Genomic DNA, 16,266 nt, shown 5'->3' with positions numbered 1-16,266 from the left:
CGGCCCGGACCTGCGCCACAGCGCCAGCATCACCGCTTACCCGATGCTGGTGAGCACCTGACCGGGCGCGACGGCGTCCCCCGCCACTGCTGACTGCTCACCGAGCGTACCGGCACGGTGGGCTGCAACGGGCGCCTCCATCTTCATGGCTTCGAGCACCAGCACCGTTTCCCCTTCCTCGACTGACGCCCCGGGCTGGACCAGCCACTTCACCACGGTGCCCGCCATGGTCGCCAGCAGATCGCCGTCGTTCTTCTCCGCCTCAGTCTCCGCGCCACTGACCGGAACCAAGGCACCGGAAGCCCCGATACCTCGCCGTCCTCCCCCGTCGAGCAGTGCATCCAGCAGCGTCTTGGGAAGTCCCAGCTCCATCCGCTTGCCGTCCACCTCGATGCCGATGGTCCGGCGGGGTTCCTCCGGCGCCGCGGGGCTGAAGGCAGGGTCCGCCGCCAGGGCCGTGGCGAACTCGCTCTCGATCCAGGTGGTGTAAATGCCCAGCCCGTCGGCGCGGGTAAAGTCCGGGTCCTCCACCACGGCCCGGTGGAACGGCAGCACCGTGGCCATGCCTTCCAATGCGGAACTCACGCAGGGCCCGGCGGGCGCGGCGCAAGGCCTGCTGGCGGTTCGCCCCGGTGACCACAAGCTTGGCGAGCAGGGAGTCGAACTGCCCCGGCACCACAGAGCCGGCGCGGACGCCGGTGTCCACGCGGATCCCCGGCCCGGTGGGCACCTCGAACTCCGTGAGAGAGCCCGGGGACGGCAGGAAGCCCCGGCCCGGGTCCTCCGCGTTGATCCGGAACTCGAACGCATGGCCCCGTGGTTCCGGGTCCTCCAGGATGGGAAGCTTCTCCCCCGCCGCGATGGCCAGCTGCGCCGCCACCAACTGCCCACGCCCGAGGTCTCCTCTGTGATGGGGTGCTCCACCTGCAGCCGGGTGTTCACCTCAAGGAAGCTCAGGAAACCCGAGCCGTCCAGCAGGTACTCCACGGTGCCCGCGCCCACATAGCCGGCCTCGCGGCAGATCGCCTTTGCAGAGGCGTGGATGGCAGCACGCTGTTCGGGGGTGAGGAAAGGCGCGGGGGCCTCCTCCACGAGTTTCTGGTGGCGGCGCTGCAGCGAGCAGTCACGGGTGCCCACCACCACCACGTTCCCGTGCATGTCCGCGATGACTTGGGCTTCCACGTGGCGGGGGCGGTCCAGCGAACTTCTCCACATAGCACACACTACGGCCGAAGGCAGCCAGGGATTCACGCACCGCAGAGTCGAAACTCTCCTCGATGTCGGCCTGGTTCCGGACCACCTTCAGGCCGCGGCCGCCGCCGCCGAAGGCAGCCTTGATGGCGACCGGAAGGCCCACCTGCTCGGCGAAGGCCCGGACCTCGGCGGCGCTGGCCACCGGACCGTCGCTACCCGGGGCGAGAGGAGCGCCGGCGCGGACGGCCACCTCGCGGGCGCTGACCTTGTCGCCCAGGAAGCCGGATCGTTTCCGGGGACGGGCCGATCCAGGTCAGACCGGCGTCGATGACTGCCTGGGCGAAGCCGGCGTTCTCGGACAGGAAGCCATAGCCGGGGTGGACGGCGTCGGCGCCGCTTTTCGCCGCGACGGCGAGGATTTTCTCGATGTCCAGGGAGGTTTCCTGGGCCTGGAGCCACTCAGCGAGTACGATTCGGTGGCTACGGAGACGTGCAGTGCGTCGGCGTCGGGGTCGGCGTAGATGGCCACGCTGTCCAGGCCTGCATCGTCGCAAGCGCGGGCGATCCGGACGGCAATCTCGCCGCGGTTGGCTATGAGGACTTTACGCATGGAAGGTTTCCTTAGGTGTTTCGGGCAGGTCTGCCGGGAGCGCCGCGGCGGCGAACCGCACGGTGGTGCCCGGGGGAAGTTGTGCGGCTTTGTCCAGGTCCGCGTGGACGACGACGGCAATCACCGGGTACCCGCCGGTCACCGGGTGATCCGACAGGAACAGGACCGGCTGGCCTTCCGGGGGCACCTGCACGGCGCCGCGGACGGTTCCTTCGCTGGCCAGTTCGCCGTCCCGGCTGCGGGTGAGCGCGTCGCCGTTCAGCCGCAGTCCGATCCGGTTCGAATGGGGTGTGACGGTCCACTCCTGGGTCAGGAAGTCCTGCAGCGTTTCGGCGCTGAACCAGTCCTGCCGGGGTCCGGGGACCACGCGCAGCACGGTGGCCTGACTTTGGTCCGGGAGGGGCGAGATCTCGGGGTGACCCACGACACTGCCTGGCTTGGGGGTTCGTACGGCCAGGATAGTGCCCGCTTGAAGCAGTTCGGGGCCGATGCCGGACATGGTGTCCGTGGAAAGGCTGCCCAGGGCTTCGGATCCACCGAGTCCGCCGCGGACACCTACATAGGAGCGCAGACCCGCAACCGGGGTGCCCACAGTGAGCTGCTCCCCTGCCAGGAGGGCGAAGGGGGCGTCGCACGCCGGGTACCGTATCGCCCTCGGGCGCCGCTCATTCGCAGTCTGCTCGTCGTTCGGGCGCGTGACCGCCAGCGGAACGGTTGCTCCGGTGACTGCAATGACCTGGTCGCTGACCGCAACAAGCTCGAGTCCGCCGAAGAGAAGTTCGATCCCGGCGGCGTCCCCCGCGTTGCCTACTAAGCAATTCGCACGGCGAAGTGCTCCGCGGTCCATGGCGCCGGCGCTGCTCACGCCGAGCGATGCGTAACCCGGGCGGCCGAGGTCCTGGATGGTGGACTGGAGTCCGGGCTTGCGGACGGTGAGGCCTTCGGTGGCCTGCTCTTCCGCCGCGGCCTGGCTGGCCTTGGACCGCTGTTGTTGAGTCACGGTGGCCTGGGCACGGACGGCGTGGAACCGAACGGTGTCCCCAGGGCGGATCAGCGCAGGGCTCTCCCGGCCGAGGTCCCACATGGCTGCATCGGTCCGGCCGATCAGCTGCCAGCCGCCCGGCGACTGCCGGGGGTAGACCGCCGAGTAGGCGCCACCCAAGGCAACAGCCCCCGCAGGAACCGCCGTACGCGGCGACCGGCGGCGCGGAACCTCGAGCCTGGAATCCTGGCCGGTGAGGTAGGCAAAGCCCGGAGCGAAGCCGGCGAAGGCCGCGGTCCACATCTGGCCTGCGTGGGCTGCCACGACTCCCTCGCGGCCCAGCCCGGTGAGGGCCGCCACCTCATCCAGGTCCTCGCCGTCGTACACCACGTCGATGGTGACCAGCGTGCTGTCAGTTTCCGTGAGCGCCTCCAGGGCCAGGCTGCGGACATGTGCTGCCAGTGCCTGCACCGCCTGGGCGAGTCCGCCGTAATGAGGACCGTTCCGGCGGCGGCTATGACGTCGATCTGGCCCGGCTGCGGATGCGCGGTGAGCTGCGCCTGGAGGCTGAGGACAGCTTGCAGGGATGGCAGCTCCACCAGGATGGCCCGGTCCCCGGCGGCCCTGATCCCGGTCAGGCCGGCGGGTGGAGCGGCTTGTGGTGCGTGCTGCTGAGGGCTCATGGTTAGGCGAAGCTCCGGATCTGGATACCGGCGTCCACCAGTGCGGCGCGGACGGCGGCGGCCATGGCCACAGCCCCGGGGGTGTCGCCGTGCAGGCAGATGCTTTCGGCCTTGACCGGGACCAAGGAGCCGTCGATGGCACGGACCACACCGTCGGTGGCCAGGCGCAGGACATGCTCGACGACGTCCGCCACCTCGTGCAGCACGGCGCCCGGTTCACGCCGGGAGACCAGGGTGCCGTCCGGATTGTAGGCGCGGTCAGCGAATGCCTCGGCCACGGTACGGAGCCCGGCGGCCTCGGCCTGGTGCTGGATCTCGGAGTTCGGGAGCACCATGAGGGGCAGCGTGGGGTCCACGGCGAGGACGGCAGCAACCACGGCGCCGGCCTGTTGTGGGTGGTTCACGATGGTGCTGTAAAGGGCCCCGTGCGGCTTGACGTAGCGGACAGTGGTTCCGGCAGCGAGGGCCATCGCCTGGACTGCGCCGATCTGGTAAACGACATCTGCGGTCAACTCGGCCGGGGTCATGTCCACGAAACGACGGCCGAATCCGGCCAGGTCCCGGTAGCCGGGGTGTGCGCCGACCGTGACGCCGGCCTTCTCGGCGGCCTGGCACGTGGCCATGATGCCGACAGGATCGCCCGCGTGGAACCCGCAGGCGACGTTGGCGCTGGACACACTTTCAAAAATGGCGGCGTCGTCGCCGAAGGACCAGTTCCCAAAGGACTCGCCGACGTCGCTGTTCAGATCGATGCTGGGCATTGTGATCTCCGTCTCGGTTTAGTGTCCTTCAAGAATGCCCTAAAATCCAGGATTGTTCAACAATCTTGGGGCGGGGCCTGTCCTCGCAGGGCCAGCCCCACCCCGGTGCGGAATCGGGTACTACAGTGGGTACATGGCTGCCAGCCGCAAACCGCTCGACGACCTGCGCGAAATCATCGGCCATCTGGCCGATCAGCTCAGGCTGCCCGGTTCGGAGCGCGTCGACGACCTCGTCGGCGATCTCCTCGGTGTGAGGCCCGGGCCGGGCCGGCCGCTGTCCGAGGTGCAGGCCGAGCTCGACGCGCTGGTCGGACTGGAGAGCGTGAAGGAACAGGTGCGGGCCCTCGTAGCACTGCTCCAGGTCCAGGCCCGGCGCAAGACACACGGCCTGCCGGAGGTGGCCACATCACAGCATCTGGTGTTCCTCGGAAACCCGGGCACGGGCAAGACCACCGTGGCGCGGCTCCTGGCCGAAATGTACCGCGCGGTCGGTCTGCTGCAGAAAGGCCACCTGGTCGAGGTCGACCGTTCCGGCCTGGTGGGACAGTACGTCGGCGCGACCGCCATCAAGACGGACCGAGTGATCCGACGTGCGCTGGACGGGGTCCTGTTCATCGACGAGGCCTACGCGCTGGCCCCGGAGGACGGCCGGACGGACTTCGGCCCCGAGGCGATCGAGGTCCTGCTCAAGCGGATGGAGGACCATCGCCACCGCCTGGTCGTGATCGTGGCCGGGTACCCGCGGTTGATGGAGTCCTTCCTACTCTCGAATCCCGGACTGCGCTCCCGGTTCGCCCGCGAGATCACGTTCCCCGACTACTCCGTCGACGCACTCCAGACGATCTTCCACCAGATGCTGGCCCAGCACGAGTACATGCTGGAGCCAGGCGCGGACCAGATGCTGCGCCGCATCCTCACAGGGCTCCACGCGGGCGAGGACTCCGGAAACGCACGGTTCGCCCGCACGCTGTTCGAGCAGGCGCTCAACCGCCAGGCACTACGGCTGTCGCTCGACGAAAAACAAAGTCTCGACGCGCTCGATCGTGAGGCCGTCATGACGCTCACCGCGGAGGACATCGTCGAGGCCGCACTGGCCTTGGGCGAGGAGCCGGAACCAGAACCGACCCCGGAATCGGAACGGTCACGCTGGTGGCGCTGGCTGGCCTAACCCGATCAGCAGCGGGGGTCAGGCGAATGCCGTCCCGACCCCGAGCGGGAAAATCACAACTATTCCATTGTCATGCAACCGCGGGACAGCTTTCCTACCGACCCCAAGCTTGCTCGCTACGGCCCCGGACCCCCAGCCGGCCGCAGACAGCGCCACCGCGGCTTCGCGCTGCTCCTCAGACAACGAACTGCCCTTATACAAGAGACTGCTCCCCGTAAGTCAGGACGCGCTTTCTGGACAGCCCCAGATTTCGCCGGAACTATCGCATTCGGGGTCGCCGGAGCAAAGTTGAAATCACAGCGTCCGGCTATCCAATGAGAGGGGGTAAATCTTCCGAACGCGTCATATCGTTCAGCCTCGGGATTACATGAAGAAGCAAGACCACAGAACCTGCCACCCGACGCAAGGAAAGCGAGGCGCCAGCCAGCAATGAAAAGGTCCCCGAAGGGGCCCATCCGTGAACATTTGTGCACACTCAGAGGCAAACAAGCCTCTGACCTGCGGAAACACTGTGCCAGGGGTGGGACTCGAACCGCATTCCCGCCGTTGCAAAGACAGGGAACCCCAGAAAACATGCCGAGTACGGCCCGATCCGGCACCGATACGGCCGAGTCCGACGGCAAGGGTGTGTACGTTGTGCACACCCACTTTTCTGTGCCCTCGCATGCGATTCGCTCGGAGCAAGCGACGGGGCACAGCGCCGTCACCCCCATTCAGACGCGTGCCGACACCACGCAGCTTGGCAGGCGCAGCGGTCCGGACGCAGTTCATCAGTAGATCACCTTCTCGATCATTCATAGGTCCAATGACAAACCACTGCATGACAGGCCTACCCGGATCACGCAAACGTCGCGAAACCCCAGCATCTGTGGACCGTCGCGGTTCGGAGACCCCATGGCCGATGTAGAGATCATCGCGTCGAACGCCGGCGGCCAGTAGATCCCCCACTGCCCGACCGGTGGAGGGCTGCCGGGTCGAAACACAAGTATGGCCAATCAACTAAGTCATGGGCGCGTCCGATGTGTCTCATAACTAATGAGCGGTATGCAGACTCAAACATTCGGTTACGAGACGTCTCAACTATCGAAAAATGACTCCGCTCTGGGGTCGCGGTTCTGTTGGAATGAACCGACTTTCTCCGCACCCAGGATTCTCGTATCTCTGTCTCGTAACCGAAGAGTTACGAGACGCATGGAGGGAATGCTGAACTTCGTTCGACTTCTGGGTGGGAAATGCGCCAGCTACAGCCTGCCCTCTCCGTTCTGTTTGGGCTCAAGACCTCGCTGACTCGCCGTCGCCGGCGATCCGACTCTTCAGAAATTCAAGACTAGCTTCAAGCAATTCGATGAGATCAGTTGCCGTGGCCCTCGAATAGTCGAGTTTGCTGACGGCTTCGAAACGCTGGGTTCCGTCTCCTGCAAACCCCGGATTGTTCTGCAACCGGCCGCCCATGACTCCGCCGGGGTTGCTTGTGCTCTTGAAGCCACGTTCGACGACCGGCTCCCATGCGCCATCATTTGCTGGTCTACGTCCGGGACCAATCCTTAGCAAGAGGTCTCCGAGCTGAGGGTGCTTCCCAACCAGATGAGTATGCAGGACGTCAATCCTAATCGCGTCGTCCAGAGCTTTGGCCATATTCCATGCCTCGGCACGCGCGTCACGTGATTCAGGCAGGAAGTAATCGACGCCGAGACGGAGTTCTCCCGCCTGCATGCCCTCGTGCCATCTCACTTCGGCAATAAAACGGCGGTCCGAATCGTCCTGGATTCGGGCCCAGGCTTGGACAATGGCCAAGCCGCCAGAACCGCTCGTAACACCTGCCCACGCGATCAGGCCACGTTGCTCAAGTTCGGCAGCGACACGTCGGGCAATTACAACAGCGAGAAACTTTTGGCCGATCGAAATGAGGGGTTTCCCCTCCTCCCGGGGACCGAACACGGCGTCGATCGCGGCGTCCCACTCATGCATGACTTTCGCAGCGGCTTTGGCCAGCGTTGCTGCCTCCTCGCTTGGGGAGTCAACCCAGGCTTGAAAGACGTCACCCAAGTTCCGGTATTCCCACCTCTCAGCCGAACGCACGAGCGTCCTGTCTGCACGAAGACCGGCCAGTATCAGGCGGCCATCCGTCGATCTTTCATAACGATCCTGTTGATCCGCCGAGAACCGATGCCCGACTTTTACTTCGATTGCCAATTCCTGTTGGCCATCGCCCGCCAACACGAGATCAACAGTTCCCTTTACCTTTCGGTCAATGCTCAGCTTCGCCAACAACCGTTCTCTGCCCGCGGTCTCAGGAATGAAACCGACCAATGATTCCCACGGCTGGGGATCCAAGTCCGTCAAGTGTTGCAGGAGGTCAGATACATGTACCTCACGAGCTAAGACCCGCTGGATTCCTCTTAGCTGACCAGAAATTGCCATGAACGTGCTCCCCAATCAGCTTCAATCTTTTTTCTAACCCTACGACGAAATGTCAGCCCTTCGGCTCATACTGTGCCCATGATCGAGATACGCCGGCTCTTTCCCCGCAAGTGGGAACCGTCAGATCCCCTCGTCGCCTACAACAACGCGGACGGGAAGGTTGTCTTGGCGGCGGCCATGCACCGGGGAAACAACTCCTACTACGACCGCTACGGGTACAAGGGCTCCAAGGAGATCGTCTGCATCGACTGCAAGGAGGACGGCCGTGAAGTCCCGGTGCAGCTCGTCGACGCCAAAACGCGATGCAAGCATTTCCGCCATCAGGCCGGCGAGGCCCCCGACGGCCTGCGTCGCCACGGAGAGACTGCTGAGCATCTGTACGGCAAGCGCTGCATCATGGACTGGGCCAGAGACCAGCACCACATCCTTCCCTGGTCCGTCGAAGATGAGGTCTGGATCCCCAGCGTCCGGCTGCGCAGCGACGTGAGAGCAACAACAACCTCCGGTCGGCATCTGGCATTCGAGGTCCAGCGCAAGCCAATGGAAACCAAAGAGTGGGACCGCCGCCACGGCGGCTATGAGACGGCCGGCATTCGTGACGTGTGGCTGTGGTCTCCGGACGTTCCTGACCTGGCCCTCGATCTGCCGCTGACCAGTGTCGTCCTGGACACGGAGTACGGGTCCCTCGGTGTCTTCGTGGCCATGTACTCGGGCAGTTACCGCCACCCCACGGCTGAGCGGTACCTCGTGCCTCCCACCCACTACGCCTCAGCCCCGCTGTCGGAGTGGAGCCTGTCGAACGAAGGATCGCTGGTGCCTCCACCCGGGATGTCTGAATTCATTGCGGACAAGCCGGAACTGGCCCGGCTGGCACAACTCAAGGCCCATCGGGAAGCAAGGGCCGGGCGGCCATTGACGTCCAGGCCGACGACGGCGGTGGAGCGGCGGACGGACGCACTCAGGCAGTACCGCAGCCGCACCAGTTACAGCCACGTACTGGGAGCCAGCGCAAGTGCGCCGTATATCGATCCGGAACGGGACGCCCAACGTGAGGCAGAAGCCATCGAACGCATCATGGGACGCAAACGCTAGACCACCGGCTCTCCCCGGCACACCCTGGAAGCCCGCTGCCGCCCTTCCACCCCGGTCCACGATGAAGACCTGGAATTATGTCCCGCCAGGATGCGCCACATGTCCGATTCCGGAATATAGTATTCGAGCAGCCTCCGGGGCAAACGGGGCATCCCGACGTGAGCAGTGATATTGGCGAGCGAAATTTCGGGCCCGAGTTAGGACCTTGACGCCGACGCTGCCAGCGCTGATTGCCATGGCACCCGGCGGTGCCTGACGGCCGTCTAGGCTTTGAACCGACTTGCATCGCATGGGTTGAACTACTACGCGTCGTGTTGCATATATTGGACTTTGGCGGGCAGTTAATCGGGCTGGGTGAATGGGCATGGCGGGACCGGTAGCAGGCGCACGGCCATGAGCATGATTGGCTGTGCGCTAGACGACCGATGCTTACGGGCATCCGAACATGAACCCTTAGGGGAATTCTTCAGCTATCCTCAGCCCATGCCCCGCGACCATTTCATACCGGCTACCTACATGGCAGGCCTTTCTAACGACACAAATTCGGAGCGGCGAAACCGGAAGTTGTGGACGATGCGGCGGGAGCGTGCCGAACCTTTCGAGGCGCAAGCGGGATCAATTGGCCGTGTCAAAGACTTGTACTCCCTCATGAGCGATACCGATAGTCGCACCGTCGACGACACATGGACCGCATATGAGGGGAAATTAGCTCGGGCGATCGGAGCTCTCGAAGATCGATCTGCCCCTCTTGACGCAAACATTTGGTTGCGGACTTTAGTCCCGTTTGTGGCTAGTCTGTTCGTTCGCGGTAGGGACTTCGCAGAGCGGTATCGAAGCCGCGTGCCGGACGGATTGCTTCCCCGCATTACCGATGACGCCGTCAACAATACGCGGCTATTCGAGCTGCAAAGGCTGCTGGCGCCAGTAACGGCGGCACGTTGGGTAGTCCTGCACCACGATTCTCGTTCGCATCCTTTCATCGGAAACGAACTGGGCCTTGCGGGCTGCGTTGACCCCTATACCCGCGAACGCGGTTGGGTGTTCCCGCTTAGCAGCAACCTTGTCCTCATGATCTACCCCAAAACAGTCCGCAAGGTGCTTGCCGTCCGCCACGGAAAATGGGTGGCGTGCATCGAGCACCACGCCTACATTCCAGAGCAAACCGAAAGAATGAATCTAACTATCGCTCAGGCATCACAGGAGTTCATCTACGGGCCATCCAAGGATTCAGTCTGGCCGTTCCGCCAAGTTCTAAACCGGCCACCCACTCCGCTGCAGATTACGATGCAAGGATGGCCGTTCGCCAGCAAGGCCCTCGTCGCTCACGAATTTGATTGGCATCGTCTCGCGGGAATCGCAACCAAGGGCCTTAGCTCCGAGGTCAACGAAATCAACCTCCAAGAACTCGACTTCAAGGCCCTTTCCAGCGGCTGGTGTCCGCGTATCAATTTTCCGGCGAGCCTACCTGAGTTTCGATCAGGCCTGTCGTTCGACAACGGGTACATTTCATTGGAGCTGGGGCCACGGCCGTTTCCTGGATGCCTTCCGGAAGCGCCGGCCTCAATGCCCTCCACGGTCACCTATGAGCCTCGTCGAGTCGTTCTCCCGCGTCATGTCGACGCCGTACAGTCACCCAGGAGAATCCGCTAATGGAATCCTGACAGTGCCACTCTCTTGGCCATGACGAGCGATCCCGGCTTGCCCCCCAACCCGTTCAAGCCGCCCGGTGAAGGATCCTTGGGTTCTTGAACGGACGCTTTCCCAAGCGGCCGCTCGCGGTGCGGGTACGCCACCAAAAACAGTTGTCATACTCACCTGCTCGGCTTCTTTGCCCTGCATAGCTGACGAGCTCGTTAGCGAGGCAGGTATTTGAACAGTCACGTCCTACTTGAGGTACGCCTCGTAGACTAGCCCGTGACGCGGTACGTAACGAATTGGAGGCCCGCTCGATGAGCCAGCTGGATTGGGATGAGGCGAAGCTGCCTCGATCTACGGCGGACTGGGAAAAGCTGCTCCAGGCCATCGTCAAGCACGACAACTACGAATCAGAGTGGCTTGAACAGAAGTCCCAGGGCGACCCAATGAAGGGCGAAGATCTGGCGAAGTTAGCCAAATGCATTCTCGCAATGGCCAACCGTGATCCAGGTCGATGCCGAGCGGTACATGGGTGGCCACGGGATTATGGTTTGGGGTATCAACAACGGCCAGCTCGCGGGCCTTTCCCGGACCGAAGACCACCAGCTCCAGAGTCGCCTGGAGCCATACCTCACTCCTGACGGACCATACTGGCGGGGAATCCGGCTACCTGCGCTCAGTTCTGATCGCGAGATTTTGATCATCGATGTCGCACCTCCGCTTGAGGGGGACCCGATGTATATCTGCCACAAGGACGGTGCAGGAGTTGCTGACGGAGACGTCTACGTTCGGTACAAGACGGAGTCCCGCAAGGCTCGCAGCGCGGACCTCAACCGCCTGCAAGCAAGAGCCAAACCAAGGACTCCGGTGCCGGAAATCGCGGCAAGCCTCACGTCTCCGCTCTATCAGGTCGTTGACGACCCAGCGCATGACGAAGAGTACATACGCAAGATTGCCCAAAGTCTTCTCCGGGCCCTGCCAGAAAAGAGCTCTAAATCGATACATGGATGGCCGTCGCAGCAGCTCGGCCTCGCTGATAGGACTCTGATCGAGGCGTTCGCCACAGTGCAATCGACAGAAAACCGGTCTCCCGAGCAATATAGGAATCAAATATCCGAGTGGTCCGACAAAGCCCTAAATAGCCTGCCTCGAATCAAGCAGCTGTTCCTCGCGACGAGTTTGCCCGATGCCGTCATCCGCATCGACAACCGATCCGATAAGTTCATTAAGAGCATGCAGTTCGACATTCACTTGAGTCCCGGAATCTCAGCAATCCAGGCATCTGAGAAAGAGCTTTCTCTTTCGGACGAGATGCCAGGAAGGCCACGGCGCTGGGGGCCAACCCCCACTATGCCGTTGGGACTCGGTGCGTTCGACACAAGAGCGCTCTTAAGATCAACAGCGCGCATTCCCAATATTCGAGGTAATGTGTCCACCCATTTTCAAAACGGACCTTCCAACGTTCGCGTAATAGTGCATATCGATGAACTTCGGCCCCGTCAGACCGTGTCAACCAATGCGCGCATAGCCAAGCTTTACCTAGCAGACGGGTCCACTGGCTCAGTCTCAGCGACTTGGACGGCGACGATGGCCGACTACGACGGAGTTCTGAGGGGCGAATTCATGACGTCGGCGAGTGGCGTATTTGAGACGTCGCAGATGTACGGTCGATAGCAACCCGCCAACTTCGACGGCGGATCTTGACCTGGCTCTTGAACTCAGTCAGGTACTACAAGTCGGAACATGGAGTCGCTCCACCTGACACCACGTCTGGCGCTTCGTTATCCCCGGCCGGTCGCCAATCGGCAGATCTCCGTCTCGACCTGTGCACGCGTTCGACCATACGGACGGCCCCATTCCTTCAGGATTGCGAGGTAACGCTCGTGGGAGGGCGTCTTGGTCCTGTCCAGGGAACCCTCTGCGGCGCTCTTGAGCCATCCAACTATCTGCTTGTCAGAGATGGGAGCTTGAGTAAGGATCCAGCGTGTACGGAGAGCACCAAGACCGCCCGGACCCCAACCCCACACCATCACGGCGACGAATGCCTGGAGGACACGACCGGCGTCGAGTTCCGCAGTAGCAGTTGCCAGTGTCGTCTCCCGGCTCACACGCTCGGGAACACGCTCAAGGAGCGAAAGTACCTCCGGAAGATCGTGGCACTGCTTGCGCCACGACTCCCGAGTCCACGGGAAAGAGTTCTGCGGCCGAAGTTCACTCTCGAGGGCCTAGGCGAGCGATGAAGGAATGCTCGGGGTAGTCATGGACCAATACTTACCTATGGGTCTGACATCTCTCATGCACGGTACGCATCGTGCACAGATCGAGCGTCCCAGGCCGCCTTCTGGAGCGGGGGGCGCTTCGTTTCGCCGGCTCCGGGACCTGTCGGAGGATCTAATTAGGCTGGCTACATGACCTCTCAACTGCGAGTACTCGACACCGCCTCGGACTGGCTTTATTCGGCCCTTGCGGACCCCGACGGCGATGTCGTCCTCACGAGCCCCTACCTCTCTTATGTCGTATGCAGGAGCATCGCCGATGCAGCGATCGGATCGTCCCGCTCATGGACCCTGTACACGACGCTGGATCCGCTCGCCGTGGCGAGCACGTTCCTCTCGGTCCCGGGAATGGCGTTGATGCTCGACACGGGAGTCGAGGTTCGCCATGTTGACCGGCTTCACGCCAAGTGCTTCATCGTGGGCAGTCGAGGGATGCTCGGATCGGCGAACCTAACCGGAGCAGGACTGGGCAGCTCGGTGAATTCGAACCGTGAGCTTGGTGTCGAGCTGGATCGGGATCAAATTGACGAGGCACGGAGGATGATTCTCGCCTGGCCTTCCCGATCAGTATCGAGGAGCGATCTCGACGACTTGGCCGTGCATGCCAAATGGCTACCGAAGCCCTCTCCGGTGGTGAGGGACCAGGACGAAGACTCAACGCTTCTTGACGTCGATCGGCTCCTTGCCGATGCTCGGGAACCGGAGCGATCTCTCTGGGTGAAGGTTGAGGACGGTGCTCCGGTCTTGGACCAGTGGCGGCAAGAGTGGAGATTTGCGAATCCCGGTTCAAAACGGGGAGACAAATGGATCGGAGAACCTTCTATCAAGACCGGCGATCTCGTCTTCATCTGCGCGACAGGGACCAAGGACTGCTACGTCGTAGTCGAAGTGACAACAGATCCGGAGCTTCTGCCGGACGACTACGTCGAATGGGCTGCTTACCGGGAGGGCGAGGACCCGGAGCGATGGCCCTGGGTCAACCGCAACAGGCCACGCCTCATTCCTGCGAGTCTCATCGATTTCAAGTACGAAGACCTCCGTGGAGGAAAGAAACTACCTCGTGGAAGCCGTTTCCTGCTGAGCCCTGAGGAGTTCGTCGCAGGTGTCCGAGTACTCGCTCAACTGCCGACGGAGTGATCCACTCGCCATAGGGCGGATCATCCGATCCGTATGGCATGTGCGCCCTTCGTGATGACGAGTCCTACGGCTCGCTTGCACTTTCGACCGCTTGGGCGTCGTCTTCATCCCTCTCTACAGGTGGTGTAGCGACTGAAGGCAGGTCATTGCGTCTGAAGCCACGAGTCCCAATAATTCGCCGCCAACGCGCTCTCCTCACGTACCGCTCTCTGCGGGCCTTCGCCTCGCTATAGACCATGCGTACTTGATCTCGGTTCACCGTGGGCCAAACAGGAAAGTCCCCGTCCCTAATCGACATGCTGGGCGATAGCACCATGAGAGTGTTCACTGTTGTATTAGCGCGGGTCTCAGCATTCGCCACCTGCGCGACTCCCGCAACGCCGCCCCCGGCAAAGGCTCCGGTCTTTTTTACATAGACGTCGCGACTCGGTTGAAGTCTTCCCGTCCCTGCGTTGTTGTGCATGAAGACGTAGGTCTGATGAGCGCCAGGGTTTCCCCAATAGACCGACTCCGCATAAAGATACGATCTAGCACCGCGCGCTTCGAAACTACCCGAGGGCTTCGTGTCTAGGCTTGCGAAAGTTGCACGTCCAAGCCGTGAGTTGAGTTGCCAGAAGGTTGGTGCCTCAATACTCCACCAGAACTTGGTGTCCGTGATCGTAACTGACCACCCTTGGACCTTCCCGTCGACGCTGCGCGTGACCACCCACGCATGTGGCGTCAGGTAGATGCGGTTGACAGAATTCGGCTCTGCACCCTGATCGATCATCACCGGTGCGCCGAGCAGCTCCGCGATGTAATCGTCAGTTACCCAGTTCGCCAAGTGGTTGAACTTTTTGCGCCAGTGACGCCGACTCCCCCAGCCCTTCAAGTACTGGCTTCGAAAGAACGCCCAAAGGCTTCCCGATGCCAGGAGGGCAGACACGAGGGTGCCGGAGGTCGCCAGAAAGCTCGTAAAGATCTCCACAAGGCAATAATCCGGTACGCTTACGACATTTGATGCATCCTTCAAAGACGTCGCTTCATGGCGGCACTCCCGAGTGGTTGGGTCCCCGCTGAGGAGTCCGGTGTTTGTGTGAGTTTCGTGTCCGAGAATGGACACAGGAGGAATTTCACGAATCATGGCACGCAGACACACCCCGGAGCAGGTCATTGCCAAGGTCCGTCAGGGCCAGAAGATGCTCAATGACGGCCGCCCGATGGTCGAGGTCATCAAGGAGCTTCAGGTTACCGAGGCGACCTGGTATCGGTGGCTGAAGGAGTACGGGTCCGAGAAGAACGCCGAGGCGTCCAGGCGTACCAAGGAGTTGGAGAAGGAGAACGCCCGGCTCAAGCGGCTGCTGGCAGAGAAGGAACTGGCCATCGACATCCTGAACGAGGTGGCGAAGGGAAAATTCTGAGCCCCGAGCCCCGCCGTCGTGCCGTGCGCATGGCGGTGGAGAAGTTCGGGGCGTCCGAACGTTTCGCGTGCAAGGTCATCGGGCAGAACCGGTCCGCTTTCCGGAAGAAGAAACCCGATATGGGTGTCGAGGAAGCGCGGCTTCGTGCCGCCCTGCGTGAGATTGCCGGCAAGCATCCGGCGTGGGGCTGGCGGAAAGCCCGCTGGCACCTGCTGGCCCAGCCAGCATGGGCTGCCGTGGCGCTGAACAGGAAGCGGGTGCGCCGGCTCTGGCGCGACGAAGGCCTGACCTGCAAACCGAAGGCGCGGAAGAAGCGGCGCACCGGGCCCGGCGCCGGGGAACAAAAGCGGCTCACGGCCCAGTACCCGATGCACGTGGTCAGCTTCGACTTCCAGTCCGACGTGACCTCCTGCGGCCGGCACATCCGGTTCTTCAACGTTATCGACGAATACACCCGCACGGCGCTGGCCGTCATCCCGCGCCGGTCGTTCAAGGCCGCCGACGTCATCGCGGTGCTGGAGAACATCATCGCCGAAACCGGCACCGCCCCGGCCTACGTCCGGTGCGATAACGGGCCGGAATTCACCGCCGCGGCACTGGTCAACTGGTGCAGCACCGCCGGCGTGGACACAGCCTTCATCGACCCGGGATCACCGTGGCAGAACGGCTTCATCGAATCATTCAACGCCCAGTTCAGAAGGGAACAACTCTCCGGAGAAATCATGGACACCATGGCCGAAGCGAAGTATTTGGCCGAGGAATGGACAGCTATCTACAATCATGAACGGCCCCACGGATCCCTGGACGGCATGACGCCGAACCGATACTGGGAAACCTGGACGCAAGAAAACCAATCAGCTATCGCATAGACGCTGGACTGCTAGCGGGGACCCAACCACGAGCCTTG

At 62.5% G+C, this 16,266-nt stretch carries 11 protein-coding genes and 2 pseudogenes; 7 read left to right on the top strand and 6 right to left on the bottom strand.

Going from position 1 to position 16,266, the window contains the following annotated elements; translation table 11 throughout:
• Positions 1-36: 36 nt before the first annotated feature.
• Positions 37-1,804 (bottom strand): annotated as a pseudogene (locus ACF0H6_RS00385) (acetyl/propionyl/methylcrotonyl-CoA carboxylase subunit alpha).
• Entirely contained in the window at positions 1,797-3,257 is a 1,461-nt protein-coding gene (locus ACF0H6_RS00380) for a 5-oxoprolinase/urea amidolyase family protein (RefSeq protein WP_395248003.1), read from the bottom strand. The pseudogene ACF0H6_RS00385 and the gene ACF0H6_RS00380 overlap by 8 nt, the downstream one beginning before the upstream one ends.
• Between ACF0H6_RS00380 and ACF0H6_RS00375 the strand changes: the two genes are divergently transcribed.
• Positions 3,248-3,475, top strand: a complete 228-nt coding sequence (locus ACF0H6_RS00375) for a hypothetical protein (protein ID WP_395248002.1) — start codon at positions 3,248-3,250, stop codon at positions 3,473-3,475. The two genes, ACF0H6_RS00380 and ACF0H6_RS00375, sit on opposite strands and share 10 nt — an antisense overlap.
• Here ACF0H6_RS00375 and ACF0H6_RS00370 read toward each other — a convergent pair.
• A complete protein-coding gene (locus ACF0H6_RS00370) occupies positions 3,472-4,230 on the bottom strand; it encodes a LamB/YcsF family protein (RefSeq protein ID WP_395248001.1) in 759 nt (252 codons plus the stop codon). The two genes, ACF0H6_RS00375 and ACF0H6_RS00370, sit on opposite strands and share 4 nt — an antisense overlap.
• Positions 4,231-4,363: 133 nt before the next feature.
• On the opposite strand from ACF0H6_RS00370, the gene ACF0H6_RS00365 reads away from it, so the two are divergent.
• Positions 4,364-5,398 (top strand): AAA family ATPase, encoded by a 1,035-nt coding sequence (locus tag ACF0H6_RS00365; protein ID WP_395248000.1) that lies wholly within the window; start codon positions 4,364-4,366, stop codon positions 5,396-5,398.
• 1,272 nt (positions 5,399-6,670) lie between these two features.
• Here ACF0H6_RS00365 and ACF0H6_RS00360 read toward each other — a convergent pair.
• Positions 6,671-7,732: a hypothetical protein gene (locus ACF0H6_RS00360; RefSeq protein WP_395247999.1), complete on the bottom strand. Its 1,062-nt coding sequence runs from the start codon at positions 7,730-7,732 to the stop codon at positions 6,671-6,673.
• Positions 7,733-7,897: 165 nt separating this feature from the next.
• Between ACF0H6_RS00360 and ACF0H6_RS00355 the strand changes: the two genes are divergently transcribed.
• From ACF0H6_RS00355 to ACF0H6_RS00345, 3 genes are all read left to right on the top strand, one after another.
• The gene (locus tag ACF0H6_RS00355; protein WP_395247998.1) at positions 7,898-8,911 is read left to right on the top strand and encodes a competence protein CoiA family protein; all 1,014 of its coding nucleotides are present in this window, start codon (positions 7,898-7,900) and stop codon (positions 8,909-8,911) included.
• Positions 8,912-9,304: 393 nt separating this feature from the next.
• A complete protein-coding gene (locus ACF0H6_RS00350; protein WP_395247997.1) occupies positions 9,305-10,561 on the top strand; it encodes a DUF4238 domain-containing protein in 1,257 nt (418 codons plus the stop codon).
• Positions 10,562-11,047: 486 nt separating this feature from the next.
• Entirely contained in the window at positions 11,048-12,220 is a 1,173-nt protein-coding gene (locus tag ACF0H6_RS00345) for a hypothetical protein (protein ID WP_395247996.1), read from the top strand.
• 107 nt (positions 12,221-12,327) lie between these two features.
• Here the strand turns inward: ACF0H6_RS00345 and ACF0H6_RS00340 are convergent.
• Positions 12,328-12,738 (bottom strand): annotated as a pseudogene (locus ACF0H6_RS00340) (hypothetical protein); the annotation flags it as partial.
• Positions 12,739-12,954: 216 nt separating this feature from the next.
• Here ACF0H6_RS00340 and ACF0H6_RS00335 point away from each other — a divergent pair.
• Positions 12,955-13,959 carry a hypothetical protein gene (locus ACF0H6_RS00335; protein ID WP_395247995.1) on the top strand — a complete coding sequence of 335 codons (1,005 nt, stop codon included), beginning with the start codon at positions 12,955-12,957 and terminating at the stop codon, positions 13,957-13,959.
• Positions 13,960-14,023: 64 nt separating this feature from the next.
• On the opposite strand, the gene ACF0H6_RS00330 is transcribed toward ACF0H6_RS00335, so the two are convergent.
• Positions 14,024-14,926 (bottom strand): ETEC_3214 domain-containing protein, encoded by a 903-nt coding sequence (locus ACF0H6_RS00330; protein WP_395247994.1) that lies wholly within the window; start codon positions 14,924-14,926, stop codon positions 14,024-14,026.
• A gap of 154 nt (positions 14,927-15,080) precedes the next feature.
• On the opposite strand from ACF0H6_RS00330, the gene ACF0H6_RS00325 reads away from it, so the two are divergent.
• Positions 15,081-16,228 (top strand): IS3 family transposase gene (locus tag ACF0H6_RS00325; protein WP_395247993.1). Its coding sequence is split into 2 segments (ribosomal slippage): positions 15,081-15,354 and positions 15,354-16,228, totalling 1,149 coding nucleotides; the frame shifts between segments, so codons are not numbered across the junction.
• The last annotated feature ends 38 nt before the right edge of the window (positions 16,229-16,266 follow it).

The sequence above is a fragment of the Arthrobacter sp. NA-172 genome, assembly GCF_043952055.1.
In the GTDB taxonomy this organism is placed as follows: domain Bacteria; phylum Actinomycetota; class Actinomycetes; order Actinomycetales; family Micrococcaceae; genus Arthrobacter.
The sequence above is the reverse complement of the archived record's forward strand: the minus strand, read 5'-3'. Positions and strand labels throughout refer to the sequence as shown.

What these genes read in the sequence shown, in the direction of transcription:
- ACF0H6_RS00350 (WP_395247997.1), top strand. Translation starts at nt 9,305, where the DNA reads ATGAGCATGATTGGCTGTGCGCTAGACGACCGATGCTTACGGGCATCC.
- ACF0H6_RS00335 (WP_395247995.1), top strand. Translation starts at nt 12,955, where the DNA reads ATGACCTCTCAACTGCGAGTACTCGACACCGCCTCGGACTGGCTTTAT.
- ACF0H6_RS00355 (WP_395247998.1), top strand. Translation starts at nt 7,898, where the DNA reads ATGATCGAGATACGCCGGCTCTTTCCCCGCAAGTGGGAACCGTCAGAT.
- ACF0H6_RS00365 (WP_395248000.1), top strand. Translation starts at nt 4,364, where the DNA reads ATGGCTGCCAGCCGCAAACCGCTCGACGACCTGCGCGAAATCATCGGC.
- ACF0H6_RS00370 (WP_395248001.1), bottom strand. Translation starts at nt 4,230, where the DNA reads ATGCCCAGCATCGATCTGAACAGCGACGTCGGCGAGTCCTTTGGGAAC.